This is a genomic window from Erwinia sp. Leaf53 (assembly GCF_001422605.1).
GTDB lineage: Bacteria > Pseudomonadota > Gammaproteobacteria > Enterobacterales > Enterobacteriaceae > Erwinia.
Genome location: NZ_LMLK01000007.1, coordinates 107,768 through 130,973, shown reverse-complemented (window position 1 = coordinate 130,973; position 23,206 = coordinate 107,768). Strand labels below are relative to the sequence as shown.

The following is a 23,206-nucleotide window of genomic DNA, read 5'->3' as shown; positions in this document are numbered from 1 at the left end:
CGGCAGGAGGGACAGTGTAAAGCGCCAGGGGCCGGGTAAATACGGACAATAAACAGGGTTATTGCCGTTAAGGGCTACCCCAGCCACGGCGGTGGGGTCAGCAACTGGTCAAGACACTCCACCGGAACCGCCGGAAACAGCGCGCTCTCAATGCCGCCAAGCGGCAGATGACGTATCTTTTGCAGGTCGCTGAGATCGTCAGCGCCGGCCAGCACCAGCAGGCCGCAGTAAGGGGTAATCTGCTCAACGATCACCCCTGCCAGCGCGCTGAATGACGCGCGCTTCATCATCCGCTGCATCAGCGCCCGATCCAGCGTGATGCGTTCAAACAGGCTGTCAAACACCGCTTTCGAACTCAAGTTTCCTGCGCCGTAGTGGCTGAGCGCCAGTGAAAAATGGTCGCTCAGCGCCCGCAGCCGCGGATTGTCTGCGCCTTCATGCAGGCCGGGGAAACTCTCCGCAATATCCAGCTGCAGCCCTGCCAGCAGGCTCATTTTTTTCAGCAGAAAGTCACTCTCAAGCAGCGTATCAGCCAGCAGTCCGTCGACGCTAATTGAAACCTTAATATTATTTATGCTAAAGAAACGCGCACCGCTTTCAATCAGGTTAATTTGACTCTGCAGCAGTAAAATGCGCTGTGATATATCCAGCTGCGGCGTCAGCATCGCCTGCGGAATGGCCACGTTGCTCTGCGGGTGACAGAAATTCACCCGTAATTCGGTACAAAGTAACCGCCCCTCCGGGCTGTACACCGGATAAAACTGGGGGTGGGTGCGATACTCCGTTTCCAGATGGATGTTCATTGATTTTTGCCATTATTCCGCGAGGGTAACCACAGCCTTACCGGTGTCGATTTGACCACCCCACCGCGCCAGCGCAGGCTTCAGGCCCGTTCAGACACCCTGTTAATCAGCTTACGCTGGTCTCTACTGGTCAGACTACCACAGATTTTCTGCTAAAAACGCTGAATAAAAATCCATATACAGAGCGGGTAAATAATCCTTTTCTCGGATTAATGTGATTTTCACTGAAATATGAGTTAAGTAAGAAAAATTAACATCCTTATGAAGAGATCGGACCACCTGGCGAATAAATCTCATAAATTTCTGAATAAGTGCTGTTAAATCAAATGCTGTTTAAAACAGCATTCTGTCACTTTTTTCAGCGGGAGAGCGATCAGATACGTCTCGCCTGCCAGAATACTTTACGCCAGTAAACGTTATCGAGCGATGAACGCACCACGCCGCGGCTGGTCGAAGCATGAATAAAATAGTTATCGGTGTCGTAAATGCCCACGTGCAACCCATTTTCACCGCTGCCGGTTTTGAAAAACACCAGATCGCCGGGCAACAGATCGGACTTATCAATGCGCGTGCCGACGTCGGTTTGCGCCTCGGTGCTGCGCGGCAGCTGCAGATCGAAACGATCGCGAAAGGTCAGCAGCACAAAGCCGGAACAGTCGATACCGCGCCGCGTCATGCCGCCATAGCGATACGGCGTGCCGTGCCACTGGGCAAGCTGATCGTTCAGCTGGGCGATGACCATTATACGATCGGCCAACTGGCTTTTCGGTGCGGGAGCACGGCTGCTACAGCCTGCCAGAAGAATAACCATCAGTAACAGCCAGTAACGCATAAACGCTCCCTAAAAGAATTCATCACCGCTGTCTGTGCCACGCCGCGGAGGTAAAACGGGCCGGACGGTCAGCCCCCGGTGGTTAAAAAAATACGATCGTCAACCTGCAGTTCGCGGAACGCGACCTGATATAACGCCGTCAGGTTGTCGCAGGTGAGTATTTCACGCGCTGCGCCGACCAGCGCGGGCTGACCCGGACGCATCAGCCAGACGCTGCTGGCCTGCTGCAGGCTGTGGTTAAGGTCATGGCTGCTCATCACCACGCTAATACCGCTGGCGATAACGCGGCTCAGCAGACCATCGAAGGCGTGCTGCTGGGCGATATCCAGACCGGTCAGCGGCTCATCCAGCAGCAGCAGCGCGCCGTCGGGCTGACTGACCTGCAGCAGCACCGCCGCCAGCCGCACCCGTTGCCACTCACCGCCGGACAGCTGCCCGAGCGGGCGCTGCAGCTTGTCATCCAGCCGCAGCGCTGCGCTCAGCTCGCGCAGCGAAAACGCGTCAGCCTGAGCGCCAGGGCCATGATGCATCGACAGATAGTGCCATACCGGCATCTGCGCGGGGGCCAGCTGCTGCTGCGGCAGATACGCCCGCCGGCGCGCCAGCGCGCTGCCCGCCCAGTCGCCCAGCGGTCGCCCGCACAGCCGGATGTCACCGCGGGCCGGCTGCAACCCGGACAGCGCGGCCAGCAGCGAACTCTTCCCGGCGCCGTTCGGCCCGACCAGATGGATAAGCTCGCCGGCCCCGACCCGGGCGCTGAACGGAAACAGCCGCCGCTCGATGGCCGCCCTGTCGATCTCCAGCAGCACTTACTCTGCCAACGCCTGCTGCACGGCGGTGACGATCTGCGCGTCGTCAGGGGTCATATCCGGCGAGAAACGAGCCAGTACCTTACCGTCACGGCCGATCAGAAACTTCTCGAAATTCCACAGAATATCACCAGGCGCTTCTGGCGCACGCCCTTTGCTGGTCATGCGCTCCAGGAAACCACTGCCCTCGGGTGCCAGCGCCTGCTGTTGAGCCGCCACCAGCTGCGCATACAGCGGATGGCGCTGTTCACCGTTAACCTCAATTTTGCTGAACATCGGGAAGGTCACGCCGTAGGTGGTGCTGCAAAAGGTTTTGATCTCTTCATCACTGCCCGGCTCCTGGCCGAGGAAGGCGTTGCAGGGGAAGCCGAGCACGCTGAAGCCCTGCGCGTGCCACGCCTTATGCAGCGCTTCCAGCTGCTCGTACTGCGGCGTCAGGCCGCACTTAGAGGCCACGTTCACCACCAGCAGCACCTCACCCTGCCACTGCGCCAGCGTGGTAGCTTCCCCATCCAGAGTGGTCAGTTGCGTATCATAAATCGTCATCATCTTTTCCTGTTTCAGCGAGAACATCGTTGAGGGTAACCGTTTAACGGTTGTTCAATAATAACCAGATAAATACCGGCGCGCCCAGCGTGGCGGTCACCACGCCGACCGGCAGCTCGGCGGCGGTCAGCGCCACGCGGGCAATCACGTCGGCCAGCAGCAGCACGCCCGCCCCGGCCAGCGCGCAGGCCGGTAACAGCGTACGGTGATCGCTCAGCCCGTTGAGGCGCAAAATATGCGGAATAACCAGCCCGATAAAGCCGATCGCCCCGGCCAGCGCCACGCTAACCCCGACCAGCCAGCCGATAGCCGCAACCAGCAGGTTGCGCCACAGCAGCAGCGGCAGGCCCAGCTGTTGCGCGGAAACCTCCCCCAGCGCCAGCAGATTGAGCACCCGGCTGCGGCTGCACAGCCACACCAGCACCGGCAGCAGCGCCAGCATCAGCCAGCGGTAGCGCCAGTCAACGCCGCTGAACCCACCCATCATCCAGTACATTAACTGGCGCAGGTCGAGGCTGCTGCTGAAGTAGACTGCCCAGGTCATCACCGCGCTGCAGATAATCCCCAGCGCCACGCCCGCCAGCAGCAGTTTAGCGGACGAAAGGTGGCGGCGGGCAAAACGCAGCAGCAGCAGCGTTACCAGCAGTGCGCCGGCGATAGCGCAGACGCTCATCAGCCACGGGTTGTCCGTGCCAAAGAAAATACAGGCCACCAGGCCAACGCCCGCCCCGGCGGAGACGCCAAGCAACCCCGGCTCTGCCAGCGGGTTGCTGAACAGCGCCTGCATGACGGCCCCGGCCACCGCCAGCGACGCCCCCACCAGCAGCACCGCCAGCGTGCGCGGCAGGCGCAGCTGCCAGACAAACAGCCGCGCGTCGTCGCCGAGCCACGCATCGGGCAGGATCCAGCGCTCACCGGCAGACAGGCTGAGCAGGATCATCAGCAGGCAAAACAGCCCCAGCCCCAGCAGCCAGAGCCGGGCACGGTGGCGAGCGCGTTGCAGATACGGGGTCAGCGTCATGGTGATTTATGGCAAGAAAACAGTGGGTTAATTGTAGAGAGGTTTTCTCTGAATTGACATGGAAAAGGATGAACTGAATGATGAGCATAATAGGCCACTGCGGGCATCCTCAGCCCTCGTGGGCTATTCCCCCGCCACCTGTGCGAGACATTCCCTTCGTTTTTTTGCCGTTGCCGCTTCAGGGCCAGGCCGCCCGGCAGCAGAGGGACCGGGCCTGAACTATGACGAGAACATTGTGCAGCTGTTGATGAAATCAGGACAGAATAACCCCCGCTTCTGCTGCACGACACGAAGAAAGGTCAGGCGTGTTTCATGCGCTCACTGAGTGTCTCGATAATGAAGGTATTGACCGATGTCTCATGCGCTGCGGCGACCTGATTAAGACGTTCCCCGAACGACTCCGGATAGCGCAACGTGAACGTCCTGACCTTTTCCTGACGTACATAAGGTTCAATACCCGCTGCACTGCAATCCTCCAGATACTCATGTAGCGATATCTCGCCTTCTGTTAACAACCCCTGAATACTGTCCGAGACAAAGTCACAATAGCCGGTCAGACCCAGGAACTTCCCGCGAAACGCGCCTAGCTCCGCTACATAGGTGATAATGGCCGATTGCCCGGCTATCTGCATGGTATTGGGGGTCGATGTTTTGAGTGTCGATGCTTTGATCATGGCTTAACTCCTGTGCTTTCAAGCCAGTCACGCAGGTTAACAACTGCGCCTTTGTCAGTATCTGGCGATGGATGCGGGCGATGGATGCGGGCGATGAAAGTTAGCGATACTGCCGTTAAGGATAAACTTACAGCTGGAACCGCGCCCCTCTTTGACCTCCCCTCCCAGCGCTTTAATCAGTGACTCGATGTCAGCCCATTTAATGCCTGACTGCACAGGCGATTTAAATATCTGCTCAAGCGTGCTCCATTGCTTCTTCCGTAGTGATGCAATTTGTTCGTTCATTCCCTGCCTCACGAAGTCACCTTATGAAGTCAGTATTACAAGATGGGGAATGAAGTCAACTTATGAAGTCATTTTATTGCTGTGGCTTTTTTTATAAAAAGGACAACTTGTGGATAATATTTTTACAGAAGAAGTTTAAAATCAGAAGGATAACCACATAAAAAAGGCCGCTTGCGCGGCCTTTTAAATAGCAGAAATCACTCTTCTTTCGGTGTGGCGTTTTCTACCCGGCTTTTCAGCTTCTGTCCAGGCCTGAAGGTCACCACACGGCGAGCCGTAATCGGGATATCTTCACCCGTTTTCGGGTTACGACCCGGACGTTGATTCTTGTCGCGAAGGTCGAAGTTGCCAAATCCTGACAGTTTCACCTGCTCACCGTTTTCCAAAGCACGACGCACTTCTTCAAAAAACAGTTCTACCAGTTCTTTGGCATCCCGTTTGCTCAGCCCCAGCTTCTCAAACAGGTATTCAGACATTTCAGCTTTTGTAAGCGCCATAGGTTCAATCCCTCAAGGATGCTTGGAATCGCTCTTTCAGTGCCTCTACGCATTTTGCAACGGTAGCGGCAATCTCCTCTTCTTCGAGTGTCCGGCTGGTATCTTGCAAAATCAGGCTGATAGCGAGGCTCTTAAAACCATCATTTACGCCCTTACCACGGTACACGTCAAACAAGTTTACGCCAACTACCTGATTTACGCCAACTTTCTTACACTCCGCGATGATATCTGCTGCAGGGACGTTTTCAGCCACCACCACGGCGATATCACGACGGTTGGCCGGGAAGCGGGAAATCGCGCTGGCGTCAGGCAGGACGCGGTTTGCGACCTTATTCCACTCCAGTTCGAACACCACCGTACGGCCGTTAAGATCCAGTTTACGCTCAACTTCCGGGTGCACCACGCCAATAAATCCAACCCGCTCATCGCGTAAATAAATCGCCGCGCTCTGCCCAGGATGCAGCGCAGAATGGCTTTCGGCCACGAAGCGGATCGCGTCCAGTTCGCCGGTTAATTCCAGCAGCGACTCCAGATCGCCCTTCAGATCGTAGAAGTCGACCGTCTCGCGTGCCTGAGCCCAGTGCTCCTCAATACGGCTGCCGGCGATGACCCCGGCCAGCATAACATCCTGACGGATGCCAAGATTTGCCTGGGTATCAGGCACAAAGCGCAGGCCGCTCTCAAACAGACGCACGCGCGCCTGCTGGCGGTTCTGGTTATAGACCACCGCGCCCAGCAGGCCGCTCCACAGCGACAGACGCATCGCCGACATCTCAACGGAGATCGGGCTTGGCAGCACCAGGTTCTCTTCGCCCGGGTGCAGCAGCGCCTGAATTTTCGGGTCGACGAAGCTGTAGGTGATCGCTTCCTGATAGCCTTTGTCCACCAGCAGCGACTTCACGCGCTTCAGCGACAGCGTCGCTTCACGGTGACGGGTCATCACCAGACCCGCCTGCACCGGTACGTCAGGGATGTTGTTGTAGCCGTAAATACGGGCAACCTCTTCCACGAGGTCCTCTTCGATCTCCATATCGAAGCGCCAGCCCGGTGCCATGGCCTGCCACTCACCGTTGCCGCCGGTGACGACACACCCGAGGCGGGTCAGAATATCGCTGACCTCTTCATCGGCAATCACGTGGCCGATCAGACGATCCAGCTTTTCACGACGCAGGGTAATAGAGGCACGCTGTGGCAGCTGAGCGGTATCGGTCACGTCGATCACCGGGCCAGCTTCACCGCCGCAGATGTCCAGCAGCAGGCGGGTGGCACGTTCCATCGCCTGATGCTGCAGGGTCGGATCGACGCCGCGCTCGTAGCGGTGGGAAGCATCGGTATGCAGGCCGTGACGGCGCGCGCGGCCAACGATCGACAGCGGGCTGAAGAAGGCGCACTCCAGCAGCACGTTCTTAGTTTCAGCGTTCACACCGGAGTGTTCACCGCCGAAAATGCCGCCCATCGCCAGCGCTTTCTGCTCATCGGCGATCACCAGCGTGTCGGCGTTGAGCTTCGCTTCGCTGCCGTCCAGCAGAGTCAGCGTCTCGCCCTCTTCCGCCAGGCGCACCACGATGCCGCCGCTGATGCGGTCCAGATCGAAGGCGTGCATCGGCTGCCCCAGTTCCAGCAGCACATAGTTGGTGACGTCCACCACCGGATCGATCGAGCGCACGCCGCAACGACGCAGCTTCTCTTTCATCCACAGCGGCGTTGCCGCGGTGACGTTAACGCCTTTAACTACCCGGCCCAGGTAACGCGGACAGGCCTGGGTGGCTTCAACGCGGATCGGGAAGGTATCGGTAATGGTGGCCGCTACCGGCGCGATGTCCGGGGCGGTCAGCGGCAGACGGTTAACTACCGCCACGTCACGCGCCACGCCGAGAATGCTCAGGCAGTCGGCACGGTTAGGCGTGACGCTAATCTCGATGGTGCTGTCGTCCAGCCTGAGATAGTCGCGAATATCGCTGCCGATCGGTGCATCCTGCGGCAGTTCGATGATGCCGTTGTGATCGTCGGAAATACCCAGCTCGGAGAATGAGCAGAGCATGCCTTCAGAAGGTTCACCGCGCAGTTTCGCCGCTTTGATTTTGAAATCGCCCGGCAGTACCGCGCCGACGGTGGCCACCGCCACCTTCAGACCCTGGCGGCAGTTGGCCGCGCCACAGACGATATCCAGCAGGCGCTCGCCGCCGACGTTGATTTTGGTCACGCGCAGTTTATCGGCGTTCGGGTGCTGGCCGCACTCAACCACTTCACCCACCACCACGCCGTGGAAGGCACCGGCAACCGCATCCACACCATCCACTTCCAGGCCGGCCATGGTGACCTGGTCGGAAAGCTGTTCGCTGCTAACGGCCGGGTTGACCCATTCACGTAACCAGAGTTCGCTGAATTTCATTGGTTTACCGGTCCTTATTTAAACTGTTTGAGGAAACGAAGATCGTTTTCGAAGAAAGCGCGCAGATCGGTGACGCCATAGCGCAGCATGGTCAGACGCTCCATGCCCATGCCGAAGGCGAAGCCGGAGTAAACTTCCGGATCGATGCCGACGTTGCGCAGCACGCTCGGATGCACCATGCCGCAGCCCAGCACTTCCAGCCACTTACCGTTTTTACCCATCACGTCCACTTCTGCGGAGGGTTCGGTGAACGGGAAGTAGGACGGACGGAAACGAACCTGCAGGTCAGCCTCAAAGAAGTTGTTCAGGAAATCGTGCAGCGTGCCTTTCAGATTGGTAAAGCTGATATTTTTATCAACGATCAGCCCTTCCATCTGATGGAACATCGGGGTGTGGGTCTGATCGTAATCGTTACGGTAGACGCGGCCCGGCGCGATAATGCGGATCGGCGGCTCACCCTCTTTCATGGTACGGATCTGCACGCCGGAGGTCTGCGTGCGCAGCAGACGGGTGGCGTCGAACCAGAAGGTATCGTGATCGGCGCGTGCCGGGTGGTGGCTCGGAATATTCAGCGCATCGAAGTTGTGATAGTCATCTTCAATTTCCGGGCCGGTTTCGACGGAAAAGCCCAGTTCGCCAAAGAAGGTCTCAATACGGTCAATGGTGCGGGTAACCGGATGCAGGCCGCCATTTTCGATGCGGCGGCCCGGCAGTGAGACATCAATGGTCTCCTGTGCCAGGCGAGCGTTCATTTCGGCAGATTCCAGGGCGTCCTTCTGCAGGGCCAGCGCGTCCTGCACCTGTTGCTTGGCGTCATTGATCACCGCGCCTGCCGCCGGGCGTTCGTCGGCCGGCAGTTCACGTAAGGTGGTCATCTGCAGCGTGAGATGCCCTTTTTTCCCCAGAAATTCGACGCGAACGTTTTCTAACGCGGCGACATCCTGGGAACCGTTGATGGCGGCTTTCGCCTGCGCCACCAGGTCTGCGAGATGTGACATGCTTTCCTCTTCTTCCAGCCAGGGTGGCCGGTCTGTTTTTGGTCAGGACGGGAGATCCCGTTCGTCCGGTAATCGGGTGTAAAAACGAAAAAAGCCTCCACATGGGAGGCTTTCAGCGCGAATTTTCGTTTCTTTTCTCTGCGCAAAAGCCCCCGACATTCAGGTGCTAAAGTAAAAAAAGAAACGGAAGTTCGCATTTATCATGGTAATACCCGGTGGCACAATCAACCGCTCTATTGAAAGGTTATATGGAATAAAAGTCAATCATTTGCTGCGGTTAGGAGCAATAAAAAAGGGGGGCAAGCCCCCCTTTCTTCCCTTCATCTTCCGTCAGCCTGCTTGCGCTTCGCGACGAAATATTTCAGGGAGTCTGACTTACGCCAGAGCTGATTTCGCTTTTTCTACCAGAGCAGCAAATACCGCTTTGTCGAATACTGCGATGTCAGCCAGAATCTTACGGTCGATCTCAATAGAAGCCTTTTTCAGGCCATTGATGAAGCGGCTGTAAGAGATACCGTTAGTGCGGGCTGCGGCGTTGATACGCGCGATCCACAGCTGACGGAACTGACGCTTACGCTGACGACGGTCACGGTAAGCATACTGACCAGCTTTGATAACAGCCTGGAAAGCAACGCGGTATACACGTGAACGTGCACCGTAGTAGCCTTTAGCTTGTTTTAAGATTTTTTTGTGACGTGCGCGAGCAACTACACCACGTTTTACACGAGCCATTACGCTCTCCTGTTAATATTCTGAATGAATTAAAAAATTACTTATGCGTACGGCAGGCAGGCGATAACCAGACCCAGATCGCCTTTAGACACCATGCCTTTCGGACGCAGGTGACGTTTACGCTTAGTAGATTTTTTAGTCAGAATATGACGCAGGTTAGCGTGTTTACGCTTGAAGCCGCCAGAAGCGGTCTTCTTGAAGCGCTTGGCCGCGCCACGTACAGTTTTAATCTTTGGCATTTAAAAAATATCCACTTCGCATTGTTAATAAAATGAATCAGACAGGCGAATCACGCCGCGCGCCTTTCAGCACGCGGCACGACTACTTGAGGGCCTACTGTTTCTTCTTGGGAGCGAGCACCATAATCATCTGACGGCCTTCGATCTTCGTAGGGAAGGACTCGACAATCGCCAGATCAATATCTTCACACAGGTCTTTACGGACGCGGTTAAGCACTTCCATACCGATCTGCTGGTGCGCCATCTCACGACCGCGGAAACGCAGCGTGATTTTGGCTTTATCGCCATCTTCCAGAAAGCGAATCAGGTTGCGTAGTTTGACCTGATAGTCGCCATCATCGGTTCCAGGACGGAATTTGATTTCCTTAACCTGGATAACTTTTTGCTTCTTCTTCTGTTCCTTAGAAGATTTGCTTTTTTCGTAAAGGAACTTGCCGTAGTCCATGATACGACATACGGGCGGCTCGGCGTTAGGGCTGATCTCGACCAGATCAACACCTGCTTCTTCAGCTTTTTCTAAAGCTTCATTCAGACTGACAATACCAATCTGTTCGCCATCGACGCCTGTCAGACGAACCTCAGTGGCGCGAATTTCTCTGTTAATGCGATTAGGACGCGCCGGTTGAACTCGTTTTCCGCCTTTAATACTTTATTCCTCCAATTGATGAAGATTGCGACTGCGAATTTCATTCTGCAGCTTCGCGATCACTTCGTTAACGTCCATGCTGCCCAGGTCTTTACCGCGGCGGGTGCGAACGGCCACTTTGCCAGCTTCCACCTCTTTATCGCCACAGACCAACATATAAGGCACACGACGCAACGTATGTTCACGGATTTTAAAGCCAATCTTCTCGTTTCTCAAGTCTGCTTTTACGCGAATGCCCGCATTTTGCAGTTTTCGTGTCAGTTCTGCAACATATTCAGACTGACTATCGGTAATATTCATTACCACTACCTGTACAGGAGCCAGCCAGGTCGGGAAGAAACCGGCAAATTCTTCGGTTAAAATCCCGATGAAGCGCTCCATTGACCCCAGAATCGCACGGTGAATCATCACCGGCACCTGACGGTCATTATTTTCGCCAATGTATGACGCGCTCAGGCGGCCCGGCAGCGAGAAGTCCAGCTGAACGGTACCACACTGCCATGCGCGGTCGAGGCAGTCATACAGGGTAAATTCAATTTTCGGACCGTAGAACGCGCCCTCACCCGGCTGATAGTCAAACGGAATACCGTTCTCTTTCAGCGCAGCGGCCAGGTCAGCCTCGGAGCGATCCCACAGTTCATCAGCGCCGATGCGCTTTTCCGGACGCGTGGAGAGTTTCACCACGATCTTTTCAAAGCCAAAGGTGCTGTAGACGTCGTAAACCATCTTGATGCAGCTGTTTACTTCGTCGCGCACCTGCTCTTCGGTACAGAAGATATGCGCGTCGTCCTGAGTGAAGCCACGCACGCGCATCAGGCCGTGCAGGGCACCCGAGGGTTCGTTACGGTGGCAGCTGCCGAACTCTGCCATACGCAGCGGCAGGTCGCGGTACGATTTCAGGCCCTGGTTGAAGATCTGCACGTGACCCGGGCAGTTCATCGGCTTGATGCAGTACTCGCGGTTTTCAGACGAGGTGGTGAACATCGCCTCTTTGTAGTTTTCCCAGTGGCCGGTTTTTTCCCACAGCACGCGATCCATCATAAACGGACCCTTCACTTCCTGGTACTCGTACTCTTTCAGCTTGGTACGGACAAACACTTCCAGCTCGCGGAAGATGGTCCAGCCGTCATTATGCCAGAAAACCATGCCCGGCGCTTCTTCCTGCATGTGGTACAGGTCAAGCTGCTTACCGATTTTACGGTGGTCGCGTTTCGCGGCCTCTTCCAGGCGCTGCAGATAGGCTGCCAGCTGCTTCTTATCGCCCCACGCGGTACCGTAGATACGCTGCAACATTTTATTGTTGCTGTCGCCACGCCAGTAAGCGCCAGAAATCTTCTGCAGCTTGAAGTGGTGGCAGAAACGCATATTTGGCACGTGCGGGCCGCGGCACATGTCCACGTACTCTTCATGATGATACAGGCCCGGACGATCGTCACGGCTGATGTTCTCATCCAGAATAGTGATTTTGTACTCTTCACCGCGTGCGGCAAAGGCGTCACGCGCTTCCTGCCAGCTCACTTTCTTCTTGATGACGTCGTAGTTGGTCTCGGCCAGCTGGTGCATACGCTTTTCCAGCTGCTCAATATCTTCCTGCGTCAGGGTGCGATCGATATCCACATCGTAGTAGAAACCGTTGTCGATCACCGGGCCGATAGCCATTTTGGTATCGGGCCACAGCTGCTTGATCGCGTGCCCTAACAGGTGGGCACAGGAGTGACGGATGATTTCCAGGCCGGCATCATCTTTTGCGGTGATGATGGCAACATGGGCATCTTCGGTAATCGGGTCAACCGCATCCACCAGCTCGCCGTTAACGCGGCCGGCAATACAGGCTTTCGCCAGACCTGGCCCGATATCCTGGGCAATCTCCATCACGCTTACGGCGTGATCAAACGAACGCTGGCTTCCATCAGGAAGAGTAATAACTGGCATGTAACATCCTTAATTGCAGTGGTAACCCATACGCGAGGCTACTTACATAATCGAGTTTTCTTTTAGTATCAGACATCTAGCCCTGTGAATTAGCTCACAATTGCTAATCCGGTACGCAGCCTGGTACACAGATTCAAAAGCGGGAAAGGGCCGAACTTTTGAAGAGGAAGTATCTTACACTTCATAAGGATAAATTGCACGGTCAGCGCCGCGAATGGCACAAGCGGAGGATGAATCAACGCGGAAGGCACGGCGATTTTAGGAAGATCCTCCACCCGGTTAAAGGCGTGGAGGTGGACAGACTAACGGTCCTGATACGGGTCTTTTTTGTCATCCTCGCTGTCGTCGCGGGTGCGCGGAATTTCGCCGTGATCCTGCGGGTCGTCCTTCGCCGGATGATGGTCTTCGCGCTTCTCTTTTGACGGATGTTGGGACATAGCAGCCTCCTCTGACGTTAGTCAGTAAAGCGTAGTCGATTGCGTAAAAGCTGCAGCAAGGCGGTGAAACGCTCGTGCGAAGGTAGACGGAGGGTAAAGGCAGCACAGCCAGTGCAAAACGGGCCGGAAATCCGGCCCGTCTGAGATTACATCGCGTACGACAGCGTCACGGTGGTTTTGGTATCCGTTCTGTCCGGCGCGGAGGCTGGCGGATTCTGGTTCCAGGTGACGTTGTAAGCCACTTTCAGCGCAAAGTGCTCATTGATACCGACCTGCAGGCCGGTTTCGGAGTTGACGGTGGTATCGTCGCTGCCCAGCACGGAGACACCCTGAATGAACCGGGTGTTATCGGTCAGCTGCCACTGGTAGCTCAGCGCACCGTAGGCCAGCGCCTGAGTCTCATGGCCACCTTCGTGGTACTCGTCATAACGCACGCCAGGACCGGCTTCCACACGCAGTGAATGCACCGGGCCGTTCAGCAGCTGGCGACCGTAACCGGCGGCCAGAATAGAACGACCATCGTAGCCGTTGAAGCGGTCGCTCAGCCAGCTGGCCTGACCAAACAGGTAGTCAGCGGTGTTCATGTTGTAACGGGTACGCGCGCCAACCTGATAGGTTTCGGAGGCGCGTTCGTCGTTTGAGGAGGTGTTGCTGGCGTTGCCCCACAGGCTGTAGGCGGTGCTCGGCTGATACCACGTCATGTTGGTGTTAGCGGTCACCGAGGAGCTGGTGGTATTACCGGTCTGCGCCAGGTAGCCGGCGGCGGCGTTACCTTCGAAATCTTTCTTCGCCGTGCTTGGGTCATCCATAACCGTAAAGACGTTATTGTCCGCCAGCGCCTGTTGACACAGCACGCCACCGGAGAGCAGCAGAACTACAGACAGTTTATTGATCGCTTTCATTAAATGTGACCCGTACGACAGTGTTTTAAAAGAGAGTGAGTCTGAAGTTTTTTGAAGGACGATCAACGCAATTTACGGTAAGTTTCGTAACAATATGTTAAATCGCTCTTTTTACTAAGCATCTTCACTGAATAACCTGAGGAATGAGAGCATTCCAATTTACGGCGCGCATTATAGAGGGTAATGACCAGGAAAACACCTGCCGGCTGATAAGAATTATCTGCTCTCATCACGCCCCCCTTTCCCTTCGCAACTTGCTGCAAAAAACGCCAAATTTCTGCGCAGAGTGCCCGCATGGTCTATGCTGGAAACATCTTTATTAACAATGAGGTGAATCATGAGCCAGGAGAACATTCAGCAGTACGTCGTTACCTTGCGCTATCAGGAGCGTGGCCTTGCCGACCTGCTGGAGCTGAACAGCACGCTGCTCGCTGCCGGTTTTACCACCACCCTGAACGATGCGCAGGGTCACCCGCATGAGCTGGGCAGCAACAACTTTGGCCTGATTACCGCTCTGCCGTCAGAAGAGGTGCAGCAGCTGGCGCGCGGGCTTGGCGAACGTGTGCTGGAGAGCGCGCCCGACGTGGACGTGCAGCTGTGGCAGGATTTTTACCGGCGCGATCGCGACTGAGAATTTGCAAAGAGTTGCCCGGATGGTGCATAAGTTCTGGTTTTGGTTATTCTTTAAGCGTTAGGATGGTGCAATCTCACGAATCATAAGGAGTGCCCTATGTGGTCAGCCATCGATCGTCTGTTGAGTGAGCAGTTTGGTCAGGCGGAAATCAGCGCCCGCCGCGAACTCCCGGGAGGAGAAGTCCATTCGGCCTGGCAACTGCGATATGGAGAGCGCGAGGTGTTCGTGAAGTGCAACCAGCGCGAGATGCTGGACCTCTTCACCTGGGAGGCCGATCAGCTGCAGCTGCTGGCGCGCACCGGCACCGTGCGCGTGCCGGAAGTGTACGGCGTCGGCAGCTCGCGGGACCACAGTTTCCTGCTGCTGGAGTTCATTGCTCCCACCCCACTTAACGCAGAAAACGCCTGGCAGCTTGGTGCGCAGCTGGCCCGCCTTCATCAGTGGAGCGAGCAGCCGCAGTTTGGCCTCGACTTCGATAACAACATCACGACCTCCCCGCAGCCTAACAGCTGGCTGAAGCGCTGGTCGGTATTCTTTGCCGAACAGCGTATCGGCTGGCAGCTGCAGCTGGCCGCGGAAAAAGGCATTCAGTATGGTAATTCAGAGCTGATTGTCAGCTGCGCGCAGGCGGCGCTCAGCAACCACCATCCTGAACCCTCGCTGCTGCACGGTGATCTGTGGCCAGCCAACTGCAGCGGCAGCGCTGAAGGTCCCTGGCTGTTTGACCCTGCCTGCTACTGGGGAGATCGTGAATGTGACCTGGCAATGTTGTCCTGGTTCAGCGACCTGCCGGCGCAGATTGCAGAAGGCTATGACTCGGTGTGGCCGTTACCCGCGGACTACCGGAAACGGCAGCCGGTCTATCAGCTTTATTACCTGCTTAACCGCGCTAACGTGTTCGGCGGCAGCTGGATGAATGAGGCGCAACAGGCCGTCGGCGCGCTGCTGGATGCGGATGAAGGGGGGAAACAGCAACGCCATGCGCCCTCTGCATAAGGGCTGACATGGCGCAGTGGCTACCAGATAAAGCCCAGCAGCTTAAACAGGAAGTAGCCGGCGACGGCGATAACCAGCGGCAGGATATAGAGCGGGAAGAACTGCAGGAAGATGGTGTGGCGCGGCACGACAATCTTCTCTTCCAGCTGCTGGCGGCTCTGACCATCGGCACCGCGCGCTTTTTCCAGAATCATTTGATCTTCAAGCCCTTCACGCAGATAGCGTGCCTGACGGCCCATCCGGGCCCCTGAGGCCTGCAGCGCCAGTCCGACAAAAATCAGCCAGTAAATCACCCAGAACAACACGTTCAATCCGGAATTGAAGTCCGGCACCGGGGAATTATCCCAGAATCCCTGCAGAAAGCCGGTGTTGAAGCGAATCATATCAATCATCACGTGCGCAAAATCCTGCATCACCGCGTTGATCCCTTCCCGTTGTTCACGGCTTTTTTCCATAAACCCCAGCAGTGAAATCACCGTTGATATCAGTGCCGGGATAAAAACGATCCAGCCTGCGATGCGCTTTAACAGCGCAACCCTGCCAGCCTGTTGATAGGTCATGCTTTCTCCAGTCGATCCGTTGTCTGGCAGTAAGTCTACCTGCACTGACAGAAAAGTGCCCGCTAAAAGCCTGTTTTTACGCGGCACCCGCGTCGGGAGCCGCCGCCAGTGCATTTTTTCAACGCCCGCTTCGTGCTAAGGTGAAGCAAACTGTTAAATGGAGCCGTAAAATGTCACATCGTCGCCCGGTACAGGCCGCAATTTTTGATATGGATGGTTTACTGATCGATTCCGAGCCGTTCTGGCACCAGTCCGAGCTGGAAATTTTCAGCGAACTGGGGCTGTCACTGACGGAAGCCGAGGGTATGCCCGATACCCTTGGCCTGCGCATAGATCAGGTGGTCAGCCTGTGGTACGACGCGATGCCGTGGACCGGCCCATCTCAGGCCGAGGTGGCCGAACGGATTATCGCCCGCGTGATTGCCCGGGTAGAAGAAACCCGCCCCTTGCTGCCCGGCGTGCGAGAGGCGCTTGAGCTGTGCAAACGCGAAGGCCTGAAGATCGGCCTCGCCTCTGCATCCCCGCTGTTTATGCTTGAGCGGATGATGGCGCTGTTTGACCTGCGCGGCTACTTTGACGTACTGGCCTCCGCCGGTGAGCTGCCGTACAGCAAGCCGCATCCGCAGGTCTACCTGGACGCCGCACGCGGGCTGGGGATCGATCCGCTCAACTGCGTGACGCTGGAAGATTCCTTTAACGGCATGATCGCCACCAAAGCGGCGCGGATGCGCTCCATCGTGGTGCCGGCGGCGGAGAACCGTCAGGATGCGCGCTGGGCGCTGGCCGACGTGCAGCTGGGTTCGCTGACCGAGCTGACCGCCGCGCACCTGAAAGGATAAGCGTCAGCCGCTGCGACCGCATCACGCTGGCATTATCTGGCCACTCCCCCCGGTGGTGGCCAGGATCATCGCTGTCACTCCAGTGCAAATCTAAGAAACATCTCCTTAAAATATTTGCTCTTCGTTACAGCGTCACATATTTATTCTACTGTATATATTCCCTATACTGGATACATCGACAGCTATGTAGCCAGGGATCCCCATGACGGCCGAAGGCCATCTTATTTTTGCCATTGCCAGCGCCATCTTTGCCAAGCGCGCTGAACTGACGCCGGTGCTGGCCAGCGCCGACTGGTGGCATATTATTCCGGCGGCGCTGCTTACCTGCCTGCTGCCGGATATCGACCATCCGAAGTCACTGCTCGGGCAGCGGCTGGCCTGGCTGTCGAAACCGATCGCCCGCGCGTTTGGCCACCGCGGCTTCACCCACAGCCTGCTGGCGGTGGCCGGTGGCGTGATGCTGCTGCAGACGCCGCTGCCGGCAGGCTGGCTGATCCCTGCCGATGCCTTTCAGGGGCTGGTGCTGGGCTACCTCAGCCATATCGTGGCGGATATGCTGACCCCGGCCGGCGTACCGCTGCTGTGGCCCTGCCGCTGGCGCTTTCGCCTGCCGATCCTGCGCAGCCAGAAAGGCAACCAGCTGGAGCGCGTACTGTGCCTGGCGCTGGTCGGCTACGCGATGTGGTTTCCACCGGGGGTTGCGCCTTTTGGTCAGAATGGCTGGGCCAGCGGCATGGTCAGCAGCGTGCAGAACAGCGTCAGCAGCCTGATTAACCACCAGAAAGCGCAATAATTCGGCGATTAAATACAAAAAGTTATAATCAATTCCTTTTGGATATAAGCCATGCGCTAACAAGCTGATACCATCCCGCCCCTGTACGACTTGCTGCGCGGCACAAATCAACTGCCGCCAGCCGTGACCTGCTTTGCACACCCTTCTGGAGAACCGGAAATGAATTTTCCTCTGATCGTTAACCTCGTCGCCTTTATCGCGCTGCTGCTGCTGGTCGGCAAAGCCGGCCGTAAGGGCTGGAGCCTGTCGAAGAAAGTGCTGTTTGGCCTGGTAGTCGGCGTCCTGTTCGGCCTCGCCCTGCACACCGTCTATGGCGAAGGCAGCGACGTGATTAAACAGTCCGTCAGCTGGTTTAACCTGGTCGGTAACGGCTACGTCCAGCTGCTGCAGATGATCGTGATGCCGCTGGTGTTCGCCTCGATTCTCAGCGCCGTCGCCCGCCTGCATAACGCCTCTTCACTGGGTAAAATCAGCGTGCTGACCATCGGCGTGCTGCTGTTTACCACCGCAATCTCAGCCGCTGTTGGCGTGTTTGTCACCTGGCTGTTTGGCCTCAACGCCAGCGGGCTGGTGCAGGGCGTGCAGGAGACCGCACGTCTCGCCGCAATCCAGACTAACTACGCCGGCAAAGTGGCCGACCTCAGCGCGCCGCAGCTGCTGCTCTCCTTTATTCCAAAGAACCCGTTTGCCGATCTGACCGGAGCCAACCCCACTTCAATCATCAGCGTGGTGATTTTCGCCGCCTTCCTCGGCGTGGCTGCCCTGCAGCTGCTGAAGGATGATGCGGAGAAAGGCCAGCGGGTGCTGAAAGCCATCGATACCCTGCAGTCGTGGGTGATGAAGCTGGTACGCCTGATTATGAAGCTGACGCCGTACGGCGTGATGGCGCTGATGACCAAAGTGGTCGCCAGCTCTAACCTCAGCGACATCATCAAGCTCGGCAGCTTTGTACTGGCCTCCTACCTCGGCCTGGCGATTATGTTTGCCGTGCACGCGCTGCTGCTGTCGGTTAACGGCGTCAACCCGCTGCGCTTCTTCCGTAAAGTGTGGCCGGTGATCACCTTCGCCTTTACCAGCCGCTCCAGCGCCGCCACCATCCCGCTGAGCGTGGAAGCGCAGACGCGTCGTCTGGGCGTGCCCGAGTCGATTGCCAGCTTTGCCGCCTCATTTGGTGCCACCATCGGCCAGAACGGCTGTGCCGGCCTCTATCCAACCATGCTGGCGGTAATGGTAGCCCCGACCGTGGGCATCAACCCGTTTGACCCGCTGTGGATCGCCACCCTGATCGGCATTGTCACCCTCAGCTCGGCCGGCGTGGCTGGCGTGGGCGGCGGTGCCACCTTCGCCGCACTGATCGTGCTGCCGGCAATGGGCCTGCCGGTCACCCTGGTGGCGCTGCTGATCTCCATCGAACCGCTGATCGATATGGGCCGTACCGCGCTGAACGTCAACGGCTCGATGACCGCCGGTACCCTGACCAGCCAGTGGCTGAAGCAGACCGATAAGCAGATCCTGCTGACCGATGCCGATAACGAAGCCGAACTGGCGCAGCGTTAATCGCCTTATCCGCACAGCATTATCCTCCAGCCCGGATCGCCATCCGGGCTTTTTTATATCTTAATTTCGCCCAATCGTGGCGGTCAGGTAAAGGAATCGTTAAGCGCTGTAAGCAGCAGATAATGCGGTAAGGTTAGCGCTTGTGTTTTGGCCGGCAAGCGCCGATGCTGGCGACAGTTGCAACAGGAGAACCCCCTATGAAAAAGGTGATGACCACGCTACTCGCCTTCACGCTGCTGGCCCCGACGCTCGCCTCAGCCCATCCCGGCGGCTGGGGACCCGGACCGGGCTGGCACGACGGCGGCCACGGCGGCCCGGAATGGCGCCACGGCGGCCCGGGACGGCTCTCATTTCTGTCGGATGCCGCTGCAGCGGTGCTGATCGGCGGCCTGACCTATTACGTGCTGAACGGCACTTATTATCAGCGTGAGCGTGATAACAGCTACGTGGTGGTTGACCGACCGGTTGAACGTTACAGGGGCGGCAGCATGCACGCGCTGGACTACAACGGCGAGCGCTTCTACGTTGAGGATGGCCACTACTACCGGCGCAATATCGACGGCCAGTATCTGGAAGTGCCGCGCCCGCCGGGTTTATAATTCACAGGCATAAAAAAATGGCCGCTGAACTTACAGCGGCCATTTTTATGCTCTGACGGCGGCACGGCGCGGATTCAGCGACGTACCGACGAGTGCGGTTACTGATTGGTCTGCGGGTCGGTATCGTACTCTTTACAGCTCTGGAAGCCGTAGTTCATCACCCGACCGGTGTCGTTGTAGCTGACAAAGTAGGTCTGGGTTTTGCCATCGCGCTCTTTCAGCACGTAGGTCTGGCAGGTACCGCGGGCGTGCACCATGGTGATCTCCGTGGCAGGAGGCCCGGCGAGGTCACGCACCTGAGCACGCGTCATGCCTTTTTTAACGTCCTGCACCACCGGCTTGGTGACATAGCTTTCGGCGCGGTCATAGGCAGTACAGCCCGATAAAATTGCCAGAGTGACTGCGGCACCGATCAATCCCGTCATTTTACGCATTTGTTATTCCTCATTTTTTATCCATGTCCCACTAATCCTGGAATACAAATTCAGATTAATCAAATCTGTTACAGAAAATGATACCGCAGGCGCGGCACGATGTTTATAATAAAAAATTGAGAACGATCGTTCGCATCATGCTGGCCGCTGCGGCCTCAGCGTGGGCGGCCCCCAGCAGGAGCGCATTACCGATGGTTACCCCCGCCGAAGCGCGCGATGAACGCCATCGCCTGCGCAAAGACGAAATCATTACTGCCGCCCGCCGCTGCTTCCGCCAGCACGGCTTTCACGCCGCCAGCATGGCCCAGCTGGCAACGGAGGCGCGGCTCAGCGTCGGCCAGATCTATCGCTACTTCACCAGTAAAGACGCAATCATCGCCGAGATGATTACGCGGATTATCGACTTCCGCCTGCAGGAGATGAAGAGCACCAGCGACAGCAGCCACCTGTGCGAGCTGCTGGCCTGGCGGCAGGTGCTTAACGAAGACGATGAGGCGCTGATGTTCGAGGTCGCCGCTGAAAGCACCCGCAACCCGGCGGTGGCGCAGATGATGGCCGACGCCGACGCCCGCCTGTTCAGCCACGCCTGCCAGAAAGTGCAGCAGCAGCACCCGCACCTCAGCGATGAACGTGCGCGCGCCTGCGTCGAGCTGCTGGCGGTGATGGTGGAAGGCACCTCGTGGCGGCGGCTGATGCCGCAGAAGGCATCACCGGAACAGCTCTACCCGCTCTACCAACAGTTTTATCACCTGCTATTTGATTCCGAGGCATCATGACATCTGCACACCCTAACCGTATGGGTTACGCCATTACGCTTGGCCTGCTGGCGGCCCTTGGCCCGCTCTGCATTGACCTGTACCTGCCCGCCCTGCCTTCCCTGGCCAGCGACCTGCAGACCTCCACCGCCAGCGCCCAGCTGAGCCTGACCGCCGGGCTGCTGGGCCTTGGCGTAGGTCAGCTGTTTTTCGGCCCGCTGAGCGACAAATACGGACGCCTGCGCCCGCTGCTGCTGTCGCTGGTACTGCTGCTGATCGCATCGATTGGCTGTGCGCTGGCACAGGATATTAACCAGCTGCTGCTGGCACGCCTGTTTGAAGGGCTGTCGGGTGCCGGCGGAGCCGTACTGTCGCGCGCCATCGCCCGCGACATGTACAGCGGCCACGATCTGACCCGCTTCTTTGCGCTGCTGATGCTGGTCAACGGCCTGGCTCCGATCGCCGCCCCGGTGATGGGCGGCGCGCTGATGGCGTTCCTCGACTGGCGCGGCCTGTTTATGACCATCGGCGTGATTGCGGTGCTGCTGTTTATCCTCGCCCGCCTCAAACTGCATGAGACGCTACCCGTCGAGCGGCGCAGCCAGGGCAGTATCTTCTCGGCGTGGGCCGCGCTCGGCCAGGTGGTTAGCTGTCGGCCGTTTATGGGCTTCTGCCTGACCCAGGGCTTTATGATGGCCGGGATGTTTGCCTACATCGGCGCGTCACCCTTCGTGCTGCAGGAGATCTACCAGCTGACCCCGCAGCAGTTCAGCTTCTGCTTTGCCGCCAACGGCATCGGCCTGATTATCGCCTCGCAGACCGCTGCCCGCCTCAGCCGCCATTTTGGTGAGTACAGGGTGCTGAAAGCCGGCCTGACGCTGGCGTTTGTCGCCTCTGCCAGCCTGCTGCTGGCCGGCATCAGCGGCGCGGCGCTGCCGGTAGTGCTGATCGCGCTGTTCTGCAGCGTGGCCAGCAACGGCGTCATTTCGGTAACCGCCTCGTCGCTGGCGATGCAGAGCCAGGGCCACCGGGCAGGCAGCGCCTCGGCGGTGCTGGGCGTCACCATGTTCACCCTCGGCGGCATCAGCGTGCCGGTCACCGGCATTGGCGGCACCTCGGTGATGACCATGACCGCCACCATCTTCGGCTGCTACACGCTGGCGATCCTGATGTTCACCCTGCTGGCGCAAAAGCCCAGGTCCGCCTGATTTTTCAGCAACCGACGCGAGACATAAGGGATTGATGATTGTTGTTTCGCGTCATGCGCGTTAGCTTAATCAGACGCAACTGCTTACCGCCACCGCCGGTGGCGCTGAATCTGAGGAGTACCAGATGTCTCTGCAACAGGAAATTATCACCGCGCTCGGCGTTAAACCGGCCATCGACGTTGACGCCGAAATCCGCACCAGCGTCGATTTTCTTAAGGCTTACCTGAAAAGATACCCGTTCCTGAGGTCGCTGGTGCTGGGCATCAGCGGCGGGCAGGATTCGACCCTGACCGGTAAGCTGTGCCAGACGGCAATTACCGAACTGCGCGCAGAGAGCGGCAACGGCGACTATCAGTTTATCGCCGTGCGCCTGCCGTTTGGCGTGCAGGCCGACGAGCAGGACTGCCAGGACGCCATCGCCTTTATCCAGCCCGATCGCGTGCTGACGGTCAATATTAAGGCGGCGGTGCAGGCCAGTGAGCAGGCGCTGCGCGAGGCGGGCATCGTCCTGTCCGATTTTGTGCGCGGCAACGAGAAAGCCCGTGAACGGATGAAAACCCAGTACAGCATCGCCGGCATGACGGCGGGCGTGGTGGTCGGCACCGATCACGCGGCGGAGGCGGTCACCGGCTTCTTCACCAAGTACGGCGACGGCGGCACCGATATCAACCCGATTTTCCGCCTCAACAAGGGCCAGGGTAAACAGCTGCTGCAGGCGCTGGGCTGCCCGGAGCACCTGTACCTGAAACAGCCGACCGCCGATCTGGAAGACGATCGTCCGGGGCTGCAGGATGAAGTGGCGCTCGGCGTCACCTACCAGCAGATTGACCGCTATCTGCAGGGTGAAAGCATCGAGCCGGACGCCGCGAAGACCATCGAAGGCTGGTATCTGAAAACCGAGCATAAGCGCCGCACGCCGATCACGGTATTTGACGATTTCTGGAAACAGTAACACGTTGTGCAGGGCGGAAATTTCTGCCCTGCGTACTTCTCTCAGCCAGATTACCCATTCGCCTCCTCCATGCCGCTCCTGTGTCCGGCGTTGCATCACATTATCTCTTCCCCAGCCTGTGTCACCTGTCATCT

The 23,206-nt window shown here is 57.6% G+C and carries 26 protein-coding genes, 1 pseudogene and 1 other annotated feature; of the genes and pseudogenes, 9 read left to right on the top strand and 18 right to left on the bottom strand.

The annotated features are described in order from the left end of the window. Nucleotides 1–74: 74 nt before the first annotated feature. The 16 genes and pseudogenes from ASF13_RS08085 to ASF13_RS08015 form a co-directional block, all read right to left on the bottom strand. Nucleotides 75–803 (bottom strand): EAL domain-containing protein, encoded by a 729-nt coding sequence (locus ASF13_RS08085; RefSeq protein WP_056234600.1) that lies wholly within the window; start codon nt 801–803, stop codon nt 75–77. Between the two features lie 373 nt (nt 804–1,176). Continuing rightward, the gene (locus ASF13_RS08080) at nt 1,177–1,635 is read right to left on the bottom strand and encodes an NlpC/P60 family protein (protein WP_056234597.1); all 459 of its coding nucleotides are present in this window, start codon (nt 1,633–1,635) and stop codon (nt 1,177–1,179) included. Between the two features lie 68 nt (nt 1,636–1,703). Continuing rightward, nucleotides 1,704–2,444, bottom strand: coding sequence for a vitamin B12 ABC transporter ATP-binding protein BtuD (gene btuD / locus ASF13_RS08075; RefSeq protein ID WP_056234594.1), 741 nt, complete (start codon nt 2,442–2,444; stop codon nt 1,704–1,706). Beyond that, nucleotides 2,445–2,990, bottom strand: coding sequence for a glutathione peroxidase (locus ASF13_RS08070; RefSeq protein ID WP_056234655.1), 546 nt, complete (start codon nt 2,988–2,990; stop codon nt 2,445–2,447). Between the two features lie 43 nt (nt 2,991–3,033). Next, nucleotides 3,034–4,011, bottom strand: coding sequence for a vitamin B12 ABC transporter permease BtuC (gene btuC, locus ASF13_RS08065; protein WP_056234593.1), 978 nt, complete (start codon nt 4,009–4,011; stop codon nt 3,034–3,036). Nucleotides 4,012–4,310: 299 nt separating this feature from the next. Beyond that, the gene (locus ASF13_RS08060) at nt 4,311–4,685 is read right to left on the bottom strand and encodes a type II toxin-antitoxin system HicB family antitoxin (RefSeq protein ID WP_056234590.1); all 375 of its coding nucleotides are present in this window, start codon (nt 4,683–4,685) and stop codon (nt 4,311–4,313) included. After that, nucleotides 4,682–4,970 (bottom strand): annotated as a pseudogene (locus ASF13_RS08055) (type II toxin-antitoxin system HicA family toxin). The gene ASF13_RS08060 and the pseudogene ASF13_RS08055 overlap by 4 nt, the downstream one beginning before the upstream one ends. A 197-nt stretch (nt 4,971–5,167) precedes the next feature. Further along, nucleotides 5,168–5,467 carry an integration host factor subunit alpha gene (gene ihfA, locus ASF13_RS08050; RefSeq protein ID WP_056234587.1) on the bottom strand — a complete coding sequence of 100 codons (300 nt, stop codon included), beginning with the start codon at nt 5,465–5,467 and terminating at the stop codon, nt 5,168–5,170. A 4-nt stretch (nt 5,468–5,471) separates the two neighbouring features. Continuing rightward, complete coding sequence (pheT, locus tag ASF13_RS08045) at nt 5,472–7,859, bottom strand: phenylalanine--tRNA ligase subunit beta (RefSeq protein WP_056234584.1); 2,388 nt, start codon at nt 7,857–7,859, stop codon at nt 5,472–5,474. A gap of 14 nt (nt 7,860–7,873) precedes the next feature. Further along, a complete protein-coding gene (pheS, locus tag ASF13_RS08040; RefSeq protein ID WP_056234583.1) occupies nt 7,874–8,857 on the bottom strand; it encodes a phenylalanine--tRNA ligase subunit alpha in 984 nt (327 codons plus the stop codon). Nucleotides 8,858–8,941: 84 nt separating this feature from the next. After that, nucleotides 8,942–9,067 (bottom strand) — a sequence feature (Phe leader region). 165 nt (nt 9,068–9,232) lie between these two features. Further along, on the bottom strand, nt 9,233–9,589 hold the full coding sequence (gene rplT / locus ASF13_RS08035) for a 50S ribosomal protein L20 (protein WP_004157375.1): 357 nt from the start codon (nt 9,587–9,589) through the stop codon (nt 9,233–9,235). Between the two features lie 41 nt (nt 9,590–9,630). Then, nucleotides 9,631–9,828, bottom strand: coding sequence for a 50S ribosomal protein L35 (gene rpmI / locus ASF13_RS08030; protein ID WP_004157374.1), 198 nt, complete (start codon nt 9,826–9,828; stop codon nt 9,631–9,633). 94 nt (nt 9,829–9,922) lie between these two features. Then, nucleotides 9,923–10,474: a translation initiation factor IF-3 gene (infC, locus tag ASF13_RS23400; RefSeq protein WP_072166329.1), complete on the bottom strand. Its 552-nt coding sequence runs from the start codon at nt 10,472–10,474 to the stop codon at nt 9,923–9,925. Between the two features lie 3 nt (nt 10,475–10,477). Beyond that, nucleotides 10,478–12,406: a threonine--tRNA ligase gene (thrS, locus tag ASF13_RS08020; RefSeq protein ID WP_056234576.1), complete on the bottom strand. Its 1,929-nt coding sequence runs from the start codon at nt 12,404–12,406 to the stop codon at nt 10,478–10,480. A gap of 302 nt (nt 12,407–12,708) precedes the next feature. Next, the gene (locus ASF13_RS25160; RefSeq protein ID WP_255354425.1) at nt 12,709–12,843 is read right to left on the bottom strand and encodes a hypothetical protein; all 135 of its coding nucleotides are present in this window, start codon (nt 12,841–12,843) and stop codon (nt 12,709–12,711) included. A 146-nt stretch (nt 12,844–12,989) separates the two neighbouring features. After that, nucleotides 12,990–13,745, bottom strand: a complete 756-nt coding sequence (locus ASF13_RS08015; RefSeq protein WP_056234573.1) for a YdiY family protein — start codon at nt 13,743–13,745, stop codon at nt 12,990–12,992. Between the two features lie 337 nt (nt 13,746–14,082). On the opposite strand from ASF13_RS08015, the gene ghoS reads away from it, so the two are divergent. After that, the gene (gene ghoS, locus ASF13_RS08010; protein WP_056234571.1) at nt 14,083–14,376 is read left to right on the top strand and encodes a type V toxin-antitoxin system endoribonuclease antitoxin GhoS; all 294 of its coding nucleotides are present in this window, start codon (nt 14,083–14,085) and stop codon (nt 14,374–14,376) included. A 99-nt stretch (nt 14,377–14,475) separates the two neighbouring features. Beyond that, the gene (locus ASF13_RS08005; RefSeq protein ID WP_056234569.1) at nt 14,476–15,375 is read left to right on the top strand and encodes a fructosamine kinase family protein; all 900 of its coding nucleotides are present in this window, start codon (nt 14,476–14,478) and stop codon (nt 15,373–15,375) included. Between the two features lie 20 nt (nt 15,376–15,395). Here the strand turns inward: ASF13_RS08005 and ASF13_RS08000 are convergent, their stop codons facing one another. Further along, nucleotides 15,396–15,935 (bottom strand): YniB family protein, encoded by a 540-nt coding sequence (locus tag ASF13_RS08000; RefSeq protein WP_056234566.1) that lies wholly within the window; start codon nt 15,933–15,935, stop codon nt 15,396–15,398. 170 nt (nt 15,936–16,105) lie between these two features. Between ASF13_RS08000 and hxpB the strand changes: the two genes are divergently transcribed. From hxpB to ASF13_RS07980, 4 genes are all read left to right on the top strand, one after another. Continuing rightward, nucleotides 16,106–16,774, top strand: a complete 669-nt coding sequence (gene hxpB / locus ASF13_RS07995; RefSeq protein WP_056234563.1) for a hexitol phosphatase HxpB — start codon at nt 16,106–16,108, stop codon at nt 16,772–16,774. Nucleotides 16,775–16,976: 202 nt separating this feature from the next. Then, the gene (locus ASF13_RS07990; RefSeq protein ID WP_056234559.1) at nt 16,977–17,567 is read left to right on the top strand and encodes a metal-dependent hydrolase; all 591 of its coding nucleotides are present in this window, start codon (nt 16,977–16,979) and stop codon (nt 17,565–17,567) included. Nucleotides 17,568–17,726: 159 nt separating this feature from the next. Continuing rightward, complete coding sequence (locus ASF13_RS07985) at nt 17,727–19,124, top strand: L-cystine transporter (RefSeq protein ID WP_056234556.1); 1,398 nt, start codon at nt 17,727–17,729, stop codon at nt 19,122–19,124. 197 nt (nt 19,125–19,321) lie between these two features. Beyond that, nucleotides 19,322–19,723, top strand: a complete 402-nt coding sequence (locus ASF13_RS07980) for a DUF6515 family protein (protein WP_056234553.1) — start codon at nt 19,322–19,324, stop codon at nt 19,721–19,723. A gap of 98 nt (nt 19,724–19,821) precedes the next feature. Here the strand turns inward: ASF13_RS07980 and osmE are convergent, their stop codons facing one another. Continuing rightward, complete coding sequence (gene osmE / locus ASF13_RS07975; RefSeq protein WP_056234550.1) at nt 19,822–20,157, bottom strand: osmotically-inducible lipoprotein OsmE; 336 nt, start codon at nt 20,155–20,157, stop codon at nt 19,822–19,824. Nucleotides 20,158–20,348: 191 nt separating this feature from the next. Between osmE and ASF13_RS07970 the strand changes: the two genes are divergently transcribed. From ASF13_RS07970 to nadE, 3 genes are all read left to right on the top strand, one after another. Next, the gene (locus ASF13_RS07970) at nt 20,349–20,933 is read left to right on the top strand and encodes a TetR/AcrR family transcriptional regulator (protein ID WP_056234546.1); all 585 of its coding nucleotides are present in this window, start codon (nt 20,349–20,351) and stop codon (nt 20,931–20,933) included. Then, complete coding sequence (locus ASF13_RS07965; protein ID WP_056234542.1) at nt 20,930–22,120, top strand: multidrug effflux MFS transporter; 1,191 nt, start codon at nt 20,930–20,932, stop codon at nt 22,118–22,120. Before ASF13_RS07970 ends, ASF13_RS07965 begins: the two co-directional genes overlap by 4 nt. A gap of 124 nt (nt 22,121–22,244) precedes the next feature. After that, the gene (nadE, locus tag ASF13_RS07960; RefSeq protein WP_056234539.1) at nt 22,245–23,072 is read left to right on the top strand and encodes an ammonia-dependent NAD(+) synthetase; all 828 of its coding nucleotides are present in this window, start codon (nt 22,245–22,247) and stop codon (nt 23,070–23,072) included. The last annotated feature ends 134 nt before the right edge of the window (nt 23,073–23,206 follow it).

Bases quoted from the DNA above. Each gene is read 5' to 3' on its own strand.
- ASF13_RS08085 (WP_056234600.1), bottom strand. From the start codon at position 803: ATGAACATCCATCTGGAAACGGAGTATCGCACCCACCCCCAGTTTTAT.
- ASF13_RS08080 (WP_056234597.1), bottom strand. From the start codon at position 1,635: ATGCGTTACTGGCTGTTACTGATGGTTATTCTTCTGGCAGGCTGTAGC.
- ASF13_RS08070 (WP_056234655.1), bottom strand. From the start codon at position 2,990: ATGACGATTTATGATACGCAACTGACCACTCTGGATGGGGAAGCTACC.
- btuC (WP_056234593.1), bottom strand. From the start codon at position 4,011: ATGACGCTGACCCCGTATCTGCAACGCGCTCGCCACCGTGCCCGGCTC.
- ASF13_RS08060 (WP_056234590.1), bottom strand. From the start codon at position 4,685: ATGATCAAAGCATCGACACTCAAAACATCGACCCCCAATACCATGCAG.
- ihfA (WP_056234587.1), bottom strand. From the start codon at position 5,467: ATGGCGCTTACAAAAGCTGAAATGTCTGAATACCTGTTTGAGAAGCTG.
- pheT (WP_056234584.1), bottom strand. From the start codon at position 7,859: ATGAAATTCAGCGAACTCTGGTTACGTGAATGGGTCAACCCGGCCGTT.
- pheS (WP_056234583.1), bottom strand. From the start codon at position 8,857: ATGTCACATCTCGCAGACCTGGTGGCGCAGGCGAAAGCCGCCATCAAC.
- rplT (WP_004157375.1), bottom strand. From the start codon at position 9,589: ATGGCTCGTGTAAAACGTGGTGTAGTTGCTCGCGCACGTCACAAAAAA.
- rpmI (WP_004157374.1), bottom strand. From the start codon at position 9,828: ATGCCAAAGATTAAAACTGTACGTGGCGCGGCCAAGCGCTTCAAGAAG.
- thrS (WP_056234576.1), bottom strand. From the start codon at position 12,406: ATGCCAGTTATTACTCTTCCTGATGGAAGCCAGCGTTCGTTTGATCAC.
- ASF13_RS25160 (WP_255354425.1), bottom strand. From the start codon at position 12,843: ATGTCCCAACATCCGTCAAAAGAGAAGCGCGAAGACCATCATCCGGCG.
- ASF13_RS08015 (WP_056234573.1), bottom strand. From the start codon at position 13,745: ATGAAAGCGATCAATAAACTGTCTGTAGTTCTGCTGCTCTCCGGTGGC.
- ghoS (WP_056234571.1), top strand. From the start codon at position 14,083: ATGAGCCAGGAGAACATTCAGCAGTACGTCGTTACCTTGCGCTATCAG.
- ASF13_RS08005 (WP_056234569.1), top strand. From the start codon at position 14,476: ATGTGGTCAGCCATCGATCGTCTGTTGAGTGAGCAGTTTGGTCAGGCG.
- ASF13_RS08000 (WP_056234566.1), bottom strand. From the start codon at position 15,935: ATGACCTATCAACAGGCTGGCAGGGTTGCGCTGTTAAAGCGCATCGCA.
- hxpB (WP_056234563.1), top strand. From the start codon at position 16,106: ATGTCACATCGTCGCCCGGTACAGGCCGCAATTTTTGATATGGATGGT.
- ASF13_RS07990 (WP_056234559.1), top strand. From the start codon at position 16,977: ATGACGGCCGAAGGCCATCTTATTTTTGCCATTGCCAGCGCCATCTTT.
- ASF13_RS07985 (WP_056234556.1), top strand. From the start codon at position 17,727: ATGAATTTTCCTCTGATCGTTAACCTCGTCGCCTTTATCGCGCTGCTG.
- ASF13_RS07980 (WP_056234553.1), top strand. From the start codon at position 19,322: ATGAAAAAGGTGATGACCACGCTACTCGCCTTCACGCTGCTGGCCCCG.
- osmE (WP_056234550.1), bottom strand. From the start codon at position 20,157: ATGCGTAAAATGACGGGATTGATCGGTGCCGCAGTCACTCTGGCAATT.
- ASF13_RS07970 (WP_056234546.1), top strand. From the start codon at position 20,349: ATGGTTACCCCCGCCGAAGCGCGCGATGAACGCCATCGCCTGCGCAAA.
- ASF13_RS07965 (WP_056234542.1), top strand. From the start codon at position 20,930: ATGACATCTGCACACCCTAACCGTATGGGTTACGCCATTACGCTTGGC.
- nadE (WP_056234539.1), top strand. From the start codon at position 22,245: ATGTCTCTGCAACAGGAAATTATCACCGCGCTCGGCGTTAAACCGGCC.